Annotated in this window: 15 protein-coding genes; 7 read left to right on the forward strand and 8 right to left on the reverse strand. The window is 61.6% G+C overall.

The annotated features are described in order from the left end of the window. Nucleotides 1-43 precede the first annotated feature (43 nt). A complete protein-coding gene (locus AB5Y73_RS18400; RefSeq protein ID WP_124242137.1) occupies nucleotides 44-1375 on the reverse strand; it encodes an aspartate aminotransferase family protein in 1332 nt (443 codons plus the stop codon). A 186-nt stretch (nucleotides 1376-1561) separates the two neighbouring features. Here AB5Y73_RS18400 and AB5Y73_RS18405 point away from each other — a divergent pair, with 186 nt between their 5' ends. The 6 genes from AB5Y73_RS18405 to AB5Y73_RS18430 all read left to right on the forward strand — a co-directional run bounded on the left by AB5Y73_RS18405 (nucleotide 1562) and on the right by AB5Y73_RS18430 (nucleotide 8075). Then, nucleotides 1562-2104 (forward strand): cupin domain-containing protein, encoded by a 543-nt coding sequence (locus AB5Y73_RS18405; protein WP_005339643.1) that lies wholly within the window; start codon nucleotides 1562-1564, stop codon nucleotides 2102-2104. Nucleotides 2105-2228: 124 nt separating this feature from the next. Further along, the gene (locus AB5Y73_RS18410) at nucleotides 2229-3725 is read left to right on the forward strand and encodes an aldehyde dehydrogenase (protein WP_047439034.1); all 1497 of its coding nucleotides are present in this window, start codon (nucleotides 2229-2231) and stop codon (nucleotides 3723-3725) included. A gap of 126 nt (nucleotides 3726-3851) precedes the next feature. Further along, on the forward strand, nucleotides 3852-4022 hold the full coding sequence (locus AB5Y73_RS18415; protein ID WP_005341999.1) for a hypothetical protein: 171 nt from the start codon (nucleotides 3852-3854) through the stop codon (nucleotides 4020-4022). Between the two features lie 125 nt (nucleotides 4023-4147). Continuing rightward, nucleotides 4148-5044: an EamA family transporter RarD gene (gene rarD, locus AB5Y73_RS18420; RefSeq protein ID WP_005356175.1), complete on the forward strand. Its 897-nt coding sequence runs from the start codon at nucleotides 4148-4150 to the stop codon at nucleotides 5042-5044. Between the two features lie 180 nt (nucleotides 5045-5224). Continuing rightward, entirely contained in the window at nucleotides 5225-6844 is a 1620-nt protein-coding gene (locus AB5Y73_RS18425; RefSeq protein ID WP_107683198.1) for a methyl-accepting chemotaxis protein, read from the forward strand. A gap of 121 nt (nucleotides 6845-6965) precedes the next feature. After that, complete coding sequence (locus AB5Y73_RS18430) at nucleotides 6966-8075, forward strand: YeeE/YedE thiosulfate transporter family protein (RefSeq protein WP_181294880.1); 1110 nt, start codon at nucleotides 6966-6968, stop codon at nucleotides 8073-8075. A 79-nt stretch (nucleotides 8076-8154) separates the two neighbouring features. Here the strand turns inward: AB5Y73_RS18430 and ompA are convergent, their stop codons facing one another. Then, complete coding sequence (gene ompA, locus AB5Y73_RS18435; RefSeq protein ID WP_107683197.1) at nucleotides 8155-9249, reverse strand: porin OmpA; 1095 nt, start codon at nucleotides 9247-9249, stop codon at nucleotides 8155-8157. A 125-nt stretch (nucleotides 9250-9374) separates the two neighbouring features. Then, complete coding sequence (locus AB5Y73_RS18440) at nucleotides 9375-9941, reverse strand: TetR/AcrR family transcriptional regulator (RefSeq protein ID WP_076492654.1); 567 nt, start codon at nucleotides 9939-9941, stop codon at nucleotides 9375-9377. 76 nt (nucleotides 9942-10017) lie between these two features. Between AB5Y73_RS18440 and AB5Y73_RS18445 the strand changes: the two genes are divergently transcribed. Further along, nucleotides 10018-10470, forward strand: a complete 453-nt coding sequence (locus AB5Y73_RS18445) for an HPP family protein (RefSeq protein WP_076492734.1) — start codon at nucleotides 10018-10020, stop codon at nucleotides 10468-10470. Between the two features lie 43 nt (nucleotides 10471-10513). Here the strand turns inward: AB5Y73_RS18445 and ilvA are convergent, their stop codons facing one another. The 5 genes from ilvA to ilvG form a co-directional block, all read right to left on the reverse strand. Continuing rightward, nucleotides 10514-12034 carry a threonine ammonia-lyase, biosynthetic gene (gene ilvA / locus AB5Y73_RS18450; protein WP_107683196.1) on the reverse strand — a complete coding sequence of 507 codons (1521 nt, stop codon included), beginning with the start codon at nucleotides 12032-12034 and terminating at the stop codon, nucleotides 10514-10516. Nucleotides 12035-12037: 3 nt separating this feature from the next. After that, on the reverse strand, nucleotides 12038-13879 hold the full coding sequence (gene ilvD, locus AB5Y73_RS18455; RefSeq protein ID WP_107683195.1) for a dihydroxy-acid dehydratase: 1842 nt from the start codon (nucleotides 13877-13879) through the stop codon (nucleotides 12038-12040). A 144-nt stretch (nucleotides 13880-14023) separates the two neighbouring features. Further along, nucleotides 14024-14968 (reverse strand): branched-chain amino acid transaminase, encoded by a 945-nt coding sequence (locus tag AB5Y73_RS18460; RefSeq protein ID WP_107683194.1) that lies wholly within the window; start codon nucleotides 14966-14968, stop codon nucleotides 14024-14026. 12 nt (nucleotides 14969-14980) lie between these two features. Beyond that, entirely contained in the window at nucleotides 14981-15259 is a 279-nt protein-coding gene (gene ilvM / locus AB5Y73_RS18465; protein ID WP_107683193.1) for an acetolactate synthase 2 small subunit, read from the reverse strand. Then, nucleotides 15256-16902 (reverse strand): acetolactate synthase 2 catalytic subunit, encoded by a 1647-nt coding sequence (ilvG, locus tag AB5Y73_RS18470; RefSeq protein WP_107683192.1) that lies wholly within the window; start codon nucleotides 16900-16902, stop codon nucleotides 15256-15258. The genes ilvM and ilvG overlap by 4 nt, the downstream gene beginning before the upstream one ends. Between the last annotated feature and the right edge of the window lie 111 nt (nucleotides 16903-17013).

Below are 17013 nucleotides of genomic sequence, written 5' to 3' on the forward strand. Positions count from 1 at the left end.
CGAGGCAACGCAAGGCCCCGCCAGAGCAGGGCCACCAAATGGGTTAGAGTTGGGCCTGCAGGGCATCCTGCAGTAGGGTGAAGAGATCGTCGATCTGGCTGCGCTCGATGATGAGGGGTGGCGACAAGGCGATGATGTCGCCGGTCACCCGGATCAGCGCCCCCTTCTCGAAGCAGCGAACAAACACCTCATAGGCGCGTTTGCCCGGCGCATCCGGCATGGATTCCAGCTCGATACCGGCCACCAGTCCGTAGTTGCGCACATCCTTCACATGCTTGCAGCCCTTCAGCGAATGGGCCGCCTCCTCCCAGTAGCCAGCAAGATCGGCGGCGCGGCTGAGCAGGTTCTCGTTGCGATAGATCTCGAGGGTCGCCAGACCCGCAGCAGCAGCCACCGGATGGCCGGAGTAGGTGTAGCCGTGGAACAGCTCGATGGCCCCCTTGCCTGCCGCCATCATGTCGTCATAAATGTGCTTCTGCACCAGCACCGCCCCCATGGGGATAGCGCCGTTGGTGAGCCCCTTGGCGCAGGTGATCATGTCGGGGATGACATCGAACTCCTGAGCGGCGAAGGGGGAGCCGAGGCGACCGAAACCGGTGATCACCTCGTCAAAAATCAGCAGGATGCCGTGCTTGGTGCAGATCTCCCGCAGCCGTTTGAGGTAGCCTTTGGGCGGCATCAGCACGCCGGTACTGCCGGCGATGGGCTCGACGATCACCGCCGCGATATTGCTGGCATCGTGCAGGAAGACGATCTTCTCCAGCTCGTCGGCCAGCGCCACATCCTCCTCGGGCAGCCCTTTGGTGAAGGCATTTTTGGCGATATTGAGGGTATGCGGCAGATGATCAACCCCGGTCAGCAGGGAGCCGAACCACTTGCGGTTGCCGGGAATCCCCCCCACCGAGATGCCGCCAAAGCCGACCCCGTGATAGCCACGCTCGCGGCCAATCAGCCGGGTGCGAGTGCCCTGACCTCGAGCCCGCTGCCAAGCCAGCGCGATTTTCAGCGCGGTATCGACCGACTCGGAACCCGAGTTGGTATAGAAAACGTGGCCAAACCCCTTGGGGGCGATCTCCACCAGCTTGTTGGCCAGCTCAAACGGCAGGGGGTGGCCCATCTGGAATGTGGGAGCGAAATCGAGGTGGGAAATCTGCTGGGAGACCGCCTCGGCAATCTCGCGCCGACCATGGCCCGCGTTGCAACACCAGAGTCCGGCTGTGCCATCCAGTATCTTGCGGCCATCCTCTGAGTGATAATACATCCCCTCTGCCGACTTCAGGATGCGCGGCGCCGCCTTGAACTGCTGGTTGGCGGTGAACGGCATCCAGAACGCGGACATGTCGGAGGGCGTATTGATGTCGCTGATCGGTTTCATGGTCACCTCATCCTTAAGGTGTTTAGCAACTGTCGGCCAATGCCTATTAAATTAAACACCTGAATCCATAAAAAAGGGCCCGTTATCGCCCTGTCTGGTGCCACCCCTAGCTAGACGCATCAGCAGGGTGGTATAAGATATTTAACACAATTTTAATAATAGTAAACAGTCAAGGAGTGTCTATAGATGGATATCGGTCACCGCCTCAAGGCGGTTCGCACCAAGGCAGCCCTCTCCCAGCGCGAGCTGGCCAAGCGCTCCGGTGTGACCAACGGATTTATCTCCCAGATCGAGAAAAATCAGGTTAGCCCCTCTGTCGCCTCCCTGCGCAAGGTGCTGGAAGGCATCCCCATGTCGCTGGCCAGCTTCTTCACCGAAGAGACTGAAATGGGCACCGAAGTGATCTTCCGCGCCGCCGATATGCCGGATCTCGGCACGCATCCCATCAGCTACCGGCTGGTCGGGCACAGCCGAGCCAACCGCGCCATCGGCATGTTGCAGGAGGTGCTGCCACCGGGCGCCGACACCGGCGACGACATGCTGAGCCACGAGGGTGAAGAGTGCGGCATCGTCATCAAGGGCGAAGTTGAAGTGACCGTGGGCGAGCAGATCTACCTGCTGGGCGCAGGGGATGGCTACTACTTCGACAGCCGCACCCCCCACCGTTTTCGCAATAGTGGCGAACAGGAGTGCGTGCTGATCTCGGCCAACACCCCCGCCAGTTTCTGACATTCAGACGCACATCGGCAGGGGAGCAATGTTTAATGAATTGTTACAAGATGGATTTACAAGCGGCTGGATGTTTAGCATATTGATACGCGGAAACTGACTTTTGCCGGTTCAAGGAGTGAACATGAGTGACCTGACCCTGGCCCAGTGGCAACACAAGGCCGCCCATCTGACCCTGCCCTCGCAAGCCTTTATCAACGGCAGCTATCGGGATGCCGTCAATGGCGCCACCTTCGATTGCATCAACCCGGCCAACGGCAAGCTGCTGACCAAGGTGGCTGCCTGCGATGCCGCCGATGCCGAACTGGCGGTACAGGCTGCCCGTGACGCCTTCAACGACAAGCGCTGGAGCGGCCTGCCGCCGAAACAGCGCAAGCAGGTCATGCAGCGTTTCGCCGAGCTGATGCGCCTTAACAAGGTTGAGCTGGCGCTGCTGGAATCGCTGGATATGGGTAAACCCATCGGCGACGCCATGGGCTATGACGCCCCCGCTGCCGCCAACTGCATCGCCTGGAACGCCGAAGCGATCGACAAGATCTACGATCAGGTCGCCCCGGTGGAGGAGTCAGCATTGGCGCTGGTGACCCGCGAAGCGCTCGGGGTGGTTGCCGCCATCGTGCCATGGAACTTCCCGCTGGTGATGGCCTGCTGGAAGCTGGGCCCGGCGCTCGCTACCGGCAACTCGGTCATTCTCAAGCCTTCCGAAAAATCCCCTCTGACCGCCCTGCGTATCGCCGGTCTGGCCAAGGAGGCGGGTATTCCGGACGGCGTGTTCAACGTGCTGCCGGGCTTTGGCCACACCGTGGGCGAGGCGCTGGCCATGCACATGGACGTGGATTGCATCACTTTCACCGGCTCCACCAAGATCGGTAAACATCTGGTGGAGTGCTCTGGCAAGTCCAACCTCAAGCGCGCCTTTATGGAGTGCGGCGGCAAGAGCCCCAACATCATACTGGCGGATGCACCGGATCTGGACGCCGCGGCCAAGAGCGCCGCTGGCGCCATCTTCTATAACCAGGGCGAGGTGTGTACCGCAGCCTCCCGGCTGCTGGTGCAAAACAGCATCAAGCCGCAGTTCATGGAGCGACTGCTGGCCCATGCCCGCGAGTGGATCTCGGCCAACCCGCTCGACCCTGCGACCCGCATCGGCGCCATGGTGGATCACATCCAGATGGAGCAGGTGCTGCGCTATATCGAGATTGGCAAGCAGGAGGGGGCCAAACTGCTGCTGGGCGGCAACCGCACCAATATGGAGAGTGGCGGCTTCTATATCGAACCCACTATTTTCGACGACGTGACCCCGCAGATGCGCATCTTCCGCGAGGAAATCTTCGGCCCTGTGCTGGCGGTGACCGGCTTCGATACGCTGGAAGAGGCCATTGCGCTGGGCAATGACACCGACTACGGCCTGGCCGCGGCGATCTGGACTGCGGATCTCAACAAGGCGGTGAAAGGCTCCCGCGCCCTGCGCGCTGGCACCGTGTTCGTCAACAACTGGGACGGCGGTGACATGACCATGCCATTTGGCGGCTTCAAACAATCCGGTAACGGTCGCGACAAGTCACTTCATGCGCTGGAGAAGTACACCGAGCTGAAAAGCACCTGGATTCAGCTGGAATAACACGACAAAGCAGCACTATCGGATCAAAAAGGGGGAGAAATCCCCCTTTTGCATTTTTGGCCTTCCATCACCGGGCTCAATCCTTATAATGATAAAAAAGCCAACATGTTAAATATAAAGACAAAAATGCTATTTTTTCTGGGAAGCGTACTTTTTCTGGTGATCGGTTTGCCCCTGCTGTTCTTCGTGCTGGGGCACGGCGAGGCCTACGTGACCTGGGGCCCCTGGATCTCCGCCATCGCCCTGATGTTGTGGCTGTTGATGGACGTCGACAAGATCCGCCGCGGTAAAGGCTGACCGGCCAGTCACACTCCTCCTATCCCTCAAACTTCGTTTATTCGCTTCTTTCCCCGCAAAAGGATCGCTACACTGATTTTTTGCGATGTTTTCCCGCATCCAACGCTTCAGTAAAGGTCATCCGCATGCCGCAACAGATCCAGCGTCAGGGCGTCATCTACGCCCTGTGCGCCTATACCCTTTGGGGCATAGCCCCCATCTATTTCAAGACCATCTCTGCCGTTCCGGCCGCTGAGATCCTGACCCACCGGATGATCTGGTCCTGCGTGCTGCTGATGGTACTGACCCTGGCAGGGCGCCAGTGGCACAAGGTGCAGGCGGTGCTGCGCCAGCCAAAAGTGTTGCTCACCCTGGCGTTTACCTCGGTCACCGTCGGCGGCAACTGGTTGCTGTTCATCTGGGCCATCAACAACGGCCATATGCTGGATGCCAGCCTCGGCTACTACATCAACCCGCTGTTCAACGTGCTGCTGGGGATGGTGTTTCTGAGCGAGAAGCTACGCCGCCTGCAGTGGTGGGCCGTGGCGCTGGCCTTTGCCGGGGTGGCGATCCAGCTTATCGCCTTTGGCTCCTTGCCCTGGATTGCGCTGGTGCTGGCGTCGAGTTTTGCCATCTATGGGCTGGTGCGCAAAAAACTGGCCCTCGATGCCCTCACCGGTCTGCTGATCGAAACCATGATCATGCTGCCGCCAGCGGCCATCTATCTGTGGGGCTTTGCCGACAGCCCCACCAGCCATCTCACCCAGAACGACTGGCACCTCAACCTGCTGCTGATCGCCGCAGGCGCCGTCACCACGGCCCCCCTGCTTTGCTTCACCGCCGCCGCAACCAGGCTCAAGCTCTCCACCCTGGGCTTTTTCCAGTACATAGGCCCCAGCCTGATGTTTATCCTCGCAGTCACCCTCTATGGGGAAGCGCTGGCGATGGACAAACTGCTCACCTTCGCCTGCATCTGGAGCGCGCTGGTACTGTTCAGTCTGGATGGGCTGCGCAGCGGCAAAGCCGCGCCAAGCCGGACCTGACACCGCCTCACCACCAGCGACCCCGGCTCATCAGCCGGGGTTCTTTTTCGTGCCACCAGCGGTTTTCAGACTGTGACGTCCCCTTCTCCAGAGCCGACTCGCTATCAACAGACCACACCCGAGTCTCACTATCCCGCCAGAGAGCTATGCTATCCATGAACGGAGCCGAATGGAGGCAACATGCTCAAGCACATTCACGACAGATCTCTGCTTTTTGGTCAGGTTCTGGGGATCATGGTCATTATCACGCTGATCTCCATCAGCTTTTTCGGGCTTTATTCGGTCCGGAGCGCAGCCGATCAGATGGGACAGGGGAAGGATGTGGTAGCCGATATTCTGCCGCCGCCTCTCTACCTCATCGAATCCCAGTTGCAGGTCTACACCCTGCTCCATGCCAAACCGGAGGAGCGGGAGCACCTGCTGCAAACCCTCGCCCGACTGCAGCAAGAGTTCGAGAGCCGTAACCGCTTCTGGCAAGAGAGCAGCCTGAACGAGCCCCTCAGGGAGCTGCTGCTGGGGGAGCAAAAAGTGCAGGGGGAGCTGTTCTGGCAGTTGCTCAACGACAAGTTTGTCCCCGCCATCAAGGCTGGGGATCTGGCGCAGGCGGGCGCGATTGCGGCGCGCCTGCACACCCTCTATAACGCCCACCGGCTAGGGGTGGACGCCACCGTCATCCGCGGTAACGAGTATGCCGCCGAGCAGATGGCCCATCTCGCCAACACCACCCGACTCTGCTACGGCCTGCTGTTGTGCGCTGCACTACTGGGGGCCGGGCTCATCTTCTGGCTGGGACGCCCCACCCAACAGCGGCTGCTGGCCGCTGGCAAGGCGACCGCCGCCATCGCCGAAGGGGAGTTGAACCGCCCCATGCCGGAGCCAGGGCTTGATGCCATCGGCGAGCTGATCCGCCAGATCGGGGCCATGCGTGACCAGCTGGCAACCCTAGTGGAGTCGCTGCAACGCAGCGCCAGTACGCTGGATGATCGCGCCACCAGCCTGACCGCCATGGCACAACGGCACACCGATGACAGTCAGGCACAGGTCGGGGCGGCCCACCATATCGAACAGGCCATCGAACAGCTCACCCACTCCATTGAACAGGCGGGTAGCCAGCTACACCAAGTGGGGGAGCAAACCCTGCAGTCAGCAGAGCGGGCACAAGAGGCGACGATCGCCATCCACACCGTGGAACAGGTGATCGGGGAGCAAGTCACGGGAGTGAAGCAGGTCTCCCAGACCATTTCGGATCTGGCTGGCCTCTCGCAGCAGATTGCCGGGCTGGCGGGCGCCATTCACGATATTGCGGAGCAGACCAATCTGCTGGCGCTGAACGCCGCCATTGAAGCGGCGCGGGCAGGCGAACAGGGACGCGGTTTTGCCGTGGTGGCCGATGAAGTACGCTCGCTGGCGACCCGCACCGGCAGCGCCACCACCGAGATCAACACCATCATCGGCAAGATCCAGGATGTCAGCCTGCGCGCCGCCAGCGAGATGGATACCGAGCTGGCCCGGGTCGAACAGGCGGTCACTCACACGATGACAGCGCGCCAGAGCGTCGCCCGGATCGCACAGAGCTGCGAGGAGATCAACCAGCGCATCGCTCAGGTCGATCAGTTGATGAGCGATGAGACCCGGCTGATACAAGGGATCCACCATCAGGTCGGCGAGATGTCGCGGTTGGCGGCCGAAGTCAATCAGAGCGCCAGCCACGCCGCCGAAGAGGCGACCATGGTCGCCCAGCACGCCCGCATCCTGACCAGGCAGACTCACCACTTCCATCTCGACACCACCCGCCATTGATCCCCGGCGCTGACGGGAGTCAGCGCCCCCTTTTTCTCTGCATTGACTAAATGGGTAGCATTGGACTCCACGAGGGAATAGGATCCGCCCCTCTGAAAACCAACTGCAAGGATCAACAGACATGAATCGAAAATGGTCGCTCCCCATCGTGGCAATCGCGGGGGGAGCGTTACTCTGGCTTGGCAACACCTTTGGTATGAAATGGGCTCTGATGGCCCTGATCGGATTCGGCTTCGGCTTCACTCTCTCCTTCAGCCGCTTCGGCATCGTATTCGGTTGGCGCGAAATGCTGACCAAGCGCAACAGCTACTATGTGCGGGTTCACCTGCTCACCATTGCCATCGAAATTCTGCTGTTCACCACCTTCCTCTCCTTTAGTCACGCCCTGTTTGGCGATGCCATGGTGGGTAACGTGATGGCTATCGGCATTCCTTTCATCGTCGGTGCCTTCCTGTTCGGCATCGGCATGCAGCTGGCAGGCGTCTGTGCCACCGGCACTCTTTATTGCTGCGGCGAGGGACAACCCCGCTTCTGGCTGGTGCTGATCTGCTACGGCATCGGCACCCTCATCAGCAACCAGTTCCGCCCCGAACTGGAGGCTACCTTCTCCAGCCATGTGGTATTGGCCCGGGATCTGACCGGCAATATCTGGAGCGGCATGCTGCTCAATCTGGCGCTGGTCGCCGCACTGTTCCTGCTGTTTCGCAACAGCGAACTCAAGCGCACCGGCGAACTCAAGCCCCTCTTCAGCGGCGGCAACCTGTTCTGGCGCGATGGCCGCTTCACCGTGCTGACCGGCGGCATCATCATCGCCCTGCTCAACTCGTCCGTGGTCGCTCTGCACGGCTCGGCCTGGACCATCACCGGCGCCGTCTATGACATGGCGCTGCGCGGAGCCTCCCTGTTCGGCCTGTTCGAGGGGAACCCGAAACTGGCCCAGCCGCTCTTTATCAACCCCATGGTCGGCATGTTCTGGCTCGGTATTCTGGGGGCCATGCTGGCGCGCAGCCTGAGCGGTGGCGGCAACTTCGCCCCGATGCGGATCGGCAACAGTCTGGCCTCCATCATCGGCGGCCTGTTGATGGGGATGGGCGCCATGTACGCCGCCTGCAACCTCGGCGGCTTCTTCGATGGCACCGCCTCTGGCAGCCTGCACGGCTGGGTCTGGATGCTGATGGCCCTCACTGGCAGCCTCATCGGCATCCGCCTGCGCCCGCTGTTCGGGCTCTGAGGCACGACATCGTAAACACCCCATAAGAAACGGGAGGCCAAGCCTCCCGTTTTTACATTTATTGCTCCCGTCACACTGCTTATTGGACAGGCTGGGAAACCCCTTCCAGATGAATTTCCACTCGGCGATCCGGTGCCAGACAGGCGATCAGCTCTTGCTTGGAGCGGCTGGCACAGCTGTTGCCAGTGACCGGATTGGACTTGCCACGCCCCTCGACCCGTACCTTGTCGGCATACAAGCCTTTGGATACCAGATAGCTGGCCACGCTCTGGGCACGCTTCTCGGAGAGGGTCAGGTTGTAGTTGTCGGAGCCGATGCGGTCGGTATAACCGATGACAGTTGCGACGCCATCTTTCGGATTGGCCGCCACAATCTGGCTGAACAGGGCATCGAGCGCCTGATTGGCAGCCGGTTTCAGGGTCGCCTTGTTGAACTCGAACAGCACATCGGAACTCAGACTGAAGGTCTTGGGCTCAACCACGGCTACAGGTGCCGGTTCGGCTGCCGGAGCGGGCGCCGGTGCAGCGACCTCGCCACCTTGCTGACCGAAACGATAGAGCATCCCGAACGAAATCAGGCCGTTATCCATCTCGATGCCGGAACGATCGAGAGACGCATCACCCAGCGGCGTAGTGTACTGGTACTCCAGACGGGCGGCCCAGTCACGATCGATGGCGTATTCGGCACCCAGCGCACCAACGAAGGCGGCGCCATGCTTCTTGCCGGTCTCGCTGGTATTGGCGAAGCTGATCTCGCTATCCGTCCAGGCATAAGCACCGCCCAGTCGGCCATAAAGATCGAGCACATTCGTTGCCGGGAAGCTGATCTTCATGGTGGCCTGAATCATCTGGCTCTTGGCTTCGGTATTGAGGGTATTGGCACCAGTGCCCGAAGTGGTGTCGTATTTGCCAAGCCAGTCATAACCCAGCTCGAAACCCAGGTTGGGGTTGAGCTGGTAACCGGCGAACAGGCCCAGACCCAGATCATCCGTGTTCTCGCTGGTATTACCCAACGTCTGGGCAATCGACTCGGCATACTGGTTGTGGTCAACGCCATAGTAATTGGACCAACCGGCCTTGCCACCGACATACCAGGTATTGTCCTGAGCGGCGGCCTGTACGGCTCCGGCCGCCAGCAAACCACTGACCAATACGGCAAGCATGGATTTATTCATATTTTCGCCTCTGCAATAAGTCGTTATGGGCGCCTGAGTGCGCACTTTCCCTGTGTGAAGCCGTCAGGCGGCCTCTCCGCTATTCAGGGTATCCCATCCGAACGCAGCCTCAAATGACCAGCAGCTCAGGAGTGTGAAGCGGCCTGCATTATCGTGGTATCGTCGGTCAAAATGGTCTTCGCCAGCATTCTGGCCTGCTCCAGCGCCAGTGGCTGCTGATAGCTGTGAGCCATCACGATAGCCCCCTCCAGCAACAGGCAAAGCTCGGTGGCCTGTGCCAGAGAACAGTTGAGCTGGTTTATCACCCAGCCCAGTAACGCCTGCTTGTGGGCCATCACCAGCTTGCGCACCGGATGGCGTGGGTCGGCAAACTCGGCGCTGGCGTTGATAAAGTTGCAGCCATAGAAATCAGAGCGGCCAAACCACTCTGCAAAGCCATCAAACAGCGCCTGCAGGCGATCTTCGCGTCCGGTCACGTCGGCCAGCCGTTGGTCAAGCAGGGCGAAGAACTCCCGGTCACGAGCGAGCAGCACCTCCTCAATCAAGGCATCCTTGGTCGGGAAGTGGCGATAGAGGGTACGCTTGGTACTCCCCGCCTCGGTCCAGATGCGATCTATGCCGGTGGCATGAAAGCCATGACGGTTGAACAGACGGTAGGCCGTCGCCACCAGTTGTTGACGCTTCTCACTCATGATTTGCCTCTTGAAGTACACCGATCTGTCTACCTAATGTGCCTAATCAGTTCTGGCAAACCAAGAGGAAAGCATGATGACAAAATGGTATGGCCCGTTATGGGCAGGTGTGGGCGCCGCACTCACCATCGGCATATTGGGATGGCTCAATCTGAGCTGGCATGTCGCGCTAGTCATGGCACCTTTTGGGGCCAGCTGTGTGTTGTTGTTTTCCCTGCCAGATAGTCCGCTGGCGCGCCCCAAAAACGTGCTGGGCGGTCACCTGCTGACGGCCTGCGTCGGACTGGTTATCGGCCTGCTTCCGCTCCCCGCTGAAGTGCAGATGGCGCTGGCAACCGGGCTGGCCATCGCCCTGATGCAGGGACTGAATATCCTCCATCCTCCGGCGGGCGCCAATCCCTTGCTGATCCTGATGACAGGACAAGAGCCAGCTTTCCTGTGGCAAACGGTACTACCCGGAACCCTGCTACTGATGGTGCTGGCTCATGGATTTCAATGGCTCAGACAGAAGTGGCCAATTGCAGCCTAAAAACAGAGGGAGGCCAACACCTCCCTCTCTCCTCATCGCAGCATCAACTGGCCAGAAACAGCCGGTAGGCGGGGTCGTCGCTCACCTCTTTCCAACCGTAGCCAATCTCGTGCAGGTAGTCGTGGAAGGCGGCCACGTCCTCGTCCGGCAGCTCGAAGGCGCAGAGCACCCGGCCGTAGTCGGCGCCGTGGTTGCGGTAGTGGAACAGGCTGATGTTCCAGCGACAGCCCAAGGTCTCGAGGAAGCGCATCAGGGCTCCCGGCTGCTCCGGAAACTTGAAGCTGTAGAGACGCTCACCAAGGGGCCGGGCCGGGCGGCCGCCAATCATGTAACGCACGTGGTTCTTGGCCAGCTCGCTCTCGGTCATGTTGACCACCGGATAACCGTTGCCGCCGAGTTGATCGATGATCTGGCCGAGCTCTTCGTCACCGCCGGTGAGGCGCACCGAGACGAACAGCGACGCCTGCTCGGCATCGGAGTAGCGGTAGTTGAACTCGGTCACCATGCGGGGCCCGAGCTGACGGCAGAAGTCGAGGAAGGCCCCCTTGCGCTCGGGGATGGTCACCGCCAGCATGCCCTCGCGCTTCTCGCCGATTTCGCAACGCTCCGACACATAGCGCAGGCTGTGGAAGTTGACGTTGGCACCGGACAAAATGGCCGCCATCCGGCCCCCCTTGACCTGCTCGCGCTCGCTGTAGGCCTTGAGGCCCGCCAGCGACAGTGCGCCTGACGGCTCGGCAATGGCGCGGCAGTCGTCGAAGATATCTTTCAGTGCGGCGCAGATCTGGTCATTGGAGACGGTCACCACCTCGTCCAGATACTGGTTGCACAGCCGGAAGGTCTCCTCGCCGATGCGCTTGACCGCCACCCCGTCGGCAAACAGCGAGACCCGCTCCAGATTGACCGGCTCGCCGGCCGCCAGCGCGGCCTTGAGACAGGCGGAACCCTCCGCCTCCACCCCGATAACCTTCACATCCGGCAGCAGCTGTTTGATGTAGACCGCCACCCCGGCGGCCAACCCGCCGCCGCCCACCGGCACGAACACGTGGGTGAGGTGGGTATCCTGCTCCAGCAGCTCCTTGCCGATAGTGCCCTGCCCAGCGATCACCTCGACGTCGTCAAACGGCGGGATCAGGGTGTAGCCCTCCAATTCAGCGAGGCGGCGACTCTCGCCGTAGGCCTCGTCGAAACTGTTGCCGAACAGCATGACGTTGCCGCCCTGACGGCGCACCGCGTCGATCTTGATGTCCGGCGTGGTCTTGGGCATCACTATGATCGCTTTAATACCGAGCTTGGCGGCCGACAGGGCGACCCCCTGCGCGTGGTTGCCGGCGGAGGCGGCGATGACGCCACGCGCCTTCTGCTCCTCATTCAGAGTGGCGATCTTGTGGTAGGCACCGCGCAGCTTGAAGGAGTGGACCGGTTGCAGATCCTCCCGCTTCAGGCTGACATGGTTGCCGAGCCGCTCGGAGAGTTTCTTCAGGGTTTGCAAAGGGGTCACCCGCGCCGCCTCATAGACGGGGGAGAGCAACACCTTGCGTAGATAATCCGCCGCAGAGACCATGATTTATTCCCCCAGCATCGAGCGATCGCGAACCGCGCCTTTATCGGCGCTGGTAGCGAACATAGCGTAGGCACGCAGGGCAAAGGAGACCTGACGCTGACGATCGAGCGGCTTCCAGCCCCGAGCCTCGACGGCTACGCGGCGGGCAGCCAGCACACTGTCGGCCACCTCCAGCACCATGCTGCGGGCCGGGATATTGATACTGATGATGTCGCCATCCTCCACCAGACCTATGGTGCCGCCGGAGGCCGCCTCCGGCGAGACGTGGCCGATGGAGAGGCCCGAGGTGCCGCCGGAGAAGCGACCGTCGGTGATCAGGGCGCACGCCTTGCCCAATCCCATGGATTTCAGATAGGTGGTGGGGTAGAGCATCTCCTGCATGCCCGGCCCCCCTTTCGGCCCTTCGTAGCGGATCACCACTACCTCGCCTGCTTTCACGGTACCGTCAAGGATGCCGCTCACAGCGCTCTCCTGACTCTCGAATACCCGGGCCGGGCCACGGAAGGTGAGGTTCTCCTCATCCACCCCGGCAGTCTTGACGATGGCACCGTTGACCGCGAGGTTGCCGGAGAGTACGGCAAGGCCGCCCTCCTGGCTGTAGGCGTTGTCCAGCGAGCGGATACAGCCTTCTGTTCTGTCCAGATCCAGCTCTGGCCAGCGGCAATCCTGACTGAACGCCTTGGTGGTGCGGATGCCGGCAGGCCCTGCGCGGTAGAAGTCCACCACCTCCTGACTCGGCTGGCGGCTGACGTCATATTCATTGAGCTGTTCAACGAGGGAGCAACCCAGCACGGTACGGGTATCCCCATGCACCAGACCCGCTTTTTCCAGCTGACCCAGAATGGCGACCACGCCGCCGGCGCGGTGTACATCTTCCATATGGTACTTCTGGGTGGAGGGTGCCACCTTGCAGAGCTGTGGCACCTTGCGCGACATGCGGTCGATATCGGCCATGGTGAAGTCGACGCCCGCCTCCTGCGCCGCCGCCAGCAGGTGCAGCACGGTATTGGTGGAGCCGCCCATGGCGATATCGAGCGCCATGGCGTTCTCGAACGCCGCCTTGGTGGCGATATTGCGCGGCAGGGCGGTCTCGTCATCCTGCTCATACCAACGCTTGGCCAAAGTCACGATGCGCTGGCCCGCCAGCTTGAACAGCTGCTCACGATCGGCGTGGGTCGCCAGCATGGAGCCGTTACCCGGCTGGGAGAGGCCGAGCGCCTCGGTCAGACAGTTCATGGAGTTGGCGGTAAACATGCCGGAACAGGAGCCGCAGGTGGGGCAGGCGCTGCGCTCCACCTGTTCGCTCTGGGCATCCGATACCTTGGGATCGGCGCCCTGGATCATGGCGTCCACCAGGTCCAGCTTGATGATCTGGTCGGAGAGCTTGGTCTTGCCCGCTTCCATCGGGCCGCCGGAGACAAAAATGACCGGGATGTTGATGCGCAAGGCGGCCATCAGCATCCCCGGGGTGATCTTGTCGCAGTTGGAGATGCAGACCATGGCGTCGGCGCAGTGGGCATTGACCATGTACTCCACCGAGTCGGCAATCAGCTCGCGCGACGGCAGGGAGTAGAGCATGCCGCCGTGGCCCATGGCGATGCCGTCATCCACGGCGATGGTGTTGAACTCCTTGGCGACGCCGCCCGCAGCTTCGATCTCGCGCGCCACCAGCTGACCCAAATCCTTGAGGTGGACGTGGCCCGGTACGAACTGGGTGAAGGAGTTGACCACGGCGATGATGGGTTTGCCGAAATCCTGATCGGTCATTCCGGTGGCACGCCACAGGGCGCGGGCCCCGGCCATGTTACGTCCGTGGGTGGTGGTGGCGGATCTCAACTTCGGCATTGTCTCTACTCCCTGAATGCCCATATGGGCTCGATGCGTTATGCGGTGATGATACGAGTGGATCGGAATCGATCCTGGTGAAGACTCCTCTGGGAAGTTCTCACCGGAAGCGACTCGGGGAGGCACAGCGCCTCCCCTCTCTTATCAGTCGTTGACGGGCGTCAGCCAGCCCCACTTGTCTTCGGTCTGGCCTTTAAACAGGCCGAAGAAGGCGTTCTGCAACTGCTCGGTCACCGGGCCACGGCTGCCAGCGCCCACCTTCATCCGATCGACGGAACGCACCGGGGTCACCTCGGCGGCGGTGCCGGTCATAAAGATCTCGTCCGCGACATAGAGCGCCTCGCGGGGCAGTGCCTGCTCGCGCACCTCGTAACCCAGATCACGGGCCAGCGTCATGATGGTGTCGCGGGTGATGCCGGGCAGGATGGCGGCGGTAGCGGGCGGGGTAAACAGCACGCCGTTCTTCACCAGAAACAGGTTCTCCCCCGCCCCTTCGCTCAGGTAGCCGTTCACATCCAGCGCCAGGCCCTCGGCGAAGCCATTGCGCTTGGCCTCGCGGCTGATCAGCTGGGATGACAAATAGTTGCCGCCCGCCTTGGCGCCGGTGGGAATGGTGTTGGGAGCGAGCCGGTTCCACGAGGTGACGCAGACATCCACCCCGTTTTTCAGCCCCTCTTCCCCCAGATAGGCGCCCCACGGCAGAGCCGCGACCATCAGGTCAGCCTTGGCATCCAGCGGCGGATGCAGCCCCAGCCCCACGTTGCCGACAAAGGCCAGCGGGCGCAAGTAGCCGCTCTTCAGGCCGTTCTCGCGCACCACGGTGCGACAGGCTTCATTCACTTCGGACTCGCTGTAGGGAACCTCCATCCAGTAGATCTTGGCGGAGTCGAACAGGCGGCGGGTGTGCTCCTGCAGACGGAAGATGCAGGTGCCTTTGGGGGTATCGTAGGCGCGTACCCCCTCGAACACCGAGGAGCCATAGTGCAGGGCGTGGCTCATCACGTGCACCTGGGCATCCTGCCAGGGCACCAGTTTGCCGTTGAACCAGATGTATTGGGGGTGAGTGGCGGATTGGGAAGGCTGTGACATTGGCTTGGCTCCTTAAGCTCTGATCCGGGGTTGCTGTTCCAGTGCATCGACCCGGGAGACGTCCACCAGCTTCACCAGCTGGCTCCACAACTGCTGGATGGGACGCCCCGACTCGACAGTAACCGTGATCCGCAGCTGTTGGCAATCCTGCTCCATGTTGAGGGCGCAGAGATTGAAGCCGCGGTGACGCACCACCCGCAGCACCCGCTCCATCACTTCCGGTCTGGGCTGGGCGTGGATATGCAGGGTGTGCTGTGCAAATGCTGGCTGGGCAAGGGTGTGCGGGTTCATGGGCGTTGCTCCATCATCTGGTGGTTGGCGACTCCCGGCGGAACCAGGGGCCAGACGTTTTCTTCCTCTGAAATAGCCACATGCAGCAGGTAGGCACTCTCGCTGGCCAGCAGGCGATCGAGGGCTCCGGCTATCTGTTCCTTGCATGTGATGGTCTCGCCCGGAATGCCGAAAGCAGCAGCCAGGGCGACGAAGTCGGGGTTGTCGGAGAGGATGGTCTCGCTGTAGCGGCCGTCGAAGAACAGCTCCTGCCACTGGCGCACCATGCCGAGGCGCTGGTTGTCCAGCAGCACCATCTTCACCTTGAGCTGGGCTCGGCGGATGGTGCCAAGCTCCTGCACGTTCATCATGAAAGAGCCATCACCGCTCACCAGTACCACTTCATCCTCCGGGCGCGACATCTTGGCGCCGATGGCGGCGGGCAGACCAAAGCCCATGGTGCCGAGACCGGCACTGGAGAGGTGGTTGCGCGGGCTGGTGAAGCGCATGTGCTGGGCGACCCACATCTGGTGCTGACCCACATCGCAGGCCACCACGCTGCTCTCCGGCAGCCGGGCAGAGAGCTGCTTGAGCAGGGCCGGGGCGTAGATGGCCTGACCCGGGTGGTCGTAGCGGAACGCATACTCGCGGGCCATGTTCGCACAGTGTTCACGCCAAGGGTCGATGGAGAGGAACATGGCGAGGCGCGGCAACACCTGTTTGAGATCCGTGGTGATCCCCACCTCGGCGGCACGGCGCTTGCCGAACTCGGCGGCATCCACATCGAGATGGATCACCTTGGCCTCGGGAGCAAACTCCTCCAGCTTGCCGGTCACCCGATCATCGAAACGAGCCCCTACCACCAGCAGCAGATCGCACTGCTGCACCGCGTAGTTGGCCGCCTTGGTGCCGTGCATGCCGAGCATGCCCAGATAAACAGGGCTGTCGGGGTCGAGCGCACCAATTCCCTTGAGGGTGGTGACCGCTGGCATGCCGGTTGCGGCAGCAAAGTCACGCAGCTGCTGCTCGGCATTGGCCATGCCCACTCCGCCACCGACGTAGAGCACCGGGCGCTCGGCGGCGGCCAGCAGGGTGCGGGCCGCGGCCAGATCCGAGGGGTTGAGCACCTCCGGCTCTTCCACTGCAAACAGCGGGCTCTGGGCAGGCACCGCGGCCAACTGCACATCCTTGGGGAGATCGATCAGCACAGGACCAGGACGCCCTTCGGTGGCGATGGCGAAAGCTTCTGCCAGCACTCGCCCCAGATCGGCGGCATCAGTCACCATGAAGGAGTGTTTGGTGCAGGAGAGGGACATGCCGAGCACGTCGACCTCCTGAAACGCATCGGTACCGATGGCTGAACAGGGCACCTGACCGCTGATGGCCACCAGCGGCACCGAGTCAAGCAGCGCCTCCGCCAGACCGGTTACCAGATTGGTGGCGCCGGGGCCGGAGGTAGCGATGCAGACCCCCACCTGACCGGAGGCGCGGGCATAACCGACCGCGGCCATGGCGGCGCCCTGCTCATGGCGGCAGAGCTGATGGGCCAGACCACCGTCATACAGGGCATCGTAGACCGGCATGATGGCCCCGCCCGGGTAACCAAACACCTGGGTCACACCCTGTTTCTTGAGAGCCTGTACCAAAAACTGCGCGCCGTTCATGTGGAAAATCCTGTCCTTTGGTCGAAAAAAAACCCCCGAGCGGTGAGGCTCGGGGGTCGCTTGTTTCGTTCTGTCCGGTGGTGGGTCTATCCCTTGTTCCGTGCAGCTAAA

Origin of the sequence: Aeromonas sp. s7(2024) (genome assembly GCF_040907825.1) — a bacterium.
In the GTDB taxonomy this organism is placed as follows: domain Bacteria; phylum Pseudomonadota; class Gammaproteobacteria; order Enterobacterales; family Aeromonadaceae; genus Aeromonas; species Aeromonas veronii.

What these genes read in the sequence shown, in the direction of transcription:
- AB5Y73_RS18400 (WP_124242137.1), bottom strand. Translation starts at nt 1,375, where the DNA reads ATGAAACCGATCAGCGACATCAATACGCCCTCCGACATGTCCGCGTTC.
- AB5Y73_RS18405 (WP_005339643.1), top strand. Translation starts at nt 1,562, where the DNA reads ATGGATATCGGTCACCGCCTCAAGGCGGTTCGCACCAAGGCAGCCCTC.
- AB5Y73_RS18410 (WP_047439034.1), top strand. Translation starts at nt 2,229, where the DNA reads ATGAGTGACCTGACCCTGGCCCAGTGGCAACACAAGGCCGCCCATCTG.
- AB5Y73_RS18415 (WP_005341999.1), top strand. Translation starts at nt 3,852, where the DNA reads ATGCTATTTTTTCTGGGAAGCGTACTTTTTCTGGTGATCGGTTTGCCC.
- rarD (WP_005356175.1), top strand. Translation starts at nt 4,148, where the DNA reads ATGCCGCAACAGATCCAGCGTCAGGGCGTCATCTACGCCCTGTGCGCC.
- AB5Y73_RS18425 (WP_107683198.1), top strand. Translation starts at nt 5,225, where the DNA reads ATGCTCAAGCACATTCACGACAGATCTCTGCTTTTTGGTCAGGTTCTG.
- AB5Y73_RS18430 (WP_181294880.1), top strand. Translation starts at nt 6,966, where the DNA reads ATGAATCGAAAATGGTCGCTCCCCATCGTGGCAATCGCGGGGGGAGCG.
- ompA (WP_107683197.1), bottom strand. Translation starts at nt 9,249, where the DNA reads ATGAATAAATCCATGCTTGCCGTATTGGTCAGTGGTTTGCTGGCGGCC.
- AB5Y73_RS18440 (WP_076492654.1), bottom strand. Translation starts at nt 9,941, where the DNA reads ATGAGTGAGAAGCGTCAACAACTGGTGGCGACGGCCTACCGTCTGTTC.
- AB5Y73_RS18445 (WP_076492734.1), top strand. Translation starts at nt 10,018, where the DNA reads ATGACAAAATGGTATGGCCCGTTATGGGCAGGTGTGGGCGCCGCACTC.
- ilvA (WP_107683196.1), bottom strand. Translation starts at nt 12,034, where the DNA reads ATGGTCTCTGCGGCGGATTATCTACGCAAGGTGTTGCTCTCCCCCGTC.
- ilvD (WP_107683195.1), bottom strand. Translation starts at nt 13,879, where the DNA reads ATGCCGAAGTTGAGATCCGCCACCACCACCCACGGACGTAACATGGCC.
- AB5Y73_RS18460 (WP_107683194.1), bottom strand. Translation starts at nt 14,968, where the DNA reads ATGTCACAGCCTTCCCAATCCGCCACTCACCCCCAATACATCTGGTTC.
- ilvM (WP_107683193.1), bottom strand. Translation starts at nt 15,259, where the DNA reads ATGAACCCGCACACCCTTGCCCAGCCAGCATTTGCACAGCACACCCTG.
- ilvG (WP_107683192.1), bottom strand. Translation starts at nt 16,902, where the DNA reads ATGAACGGCGCGCAGTTTTTGGTACAGGCTCTCAAGAAACAGGGTGTG.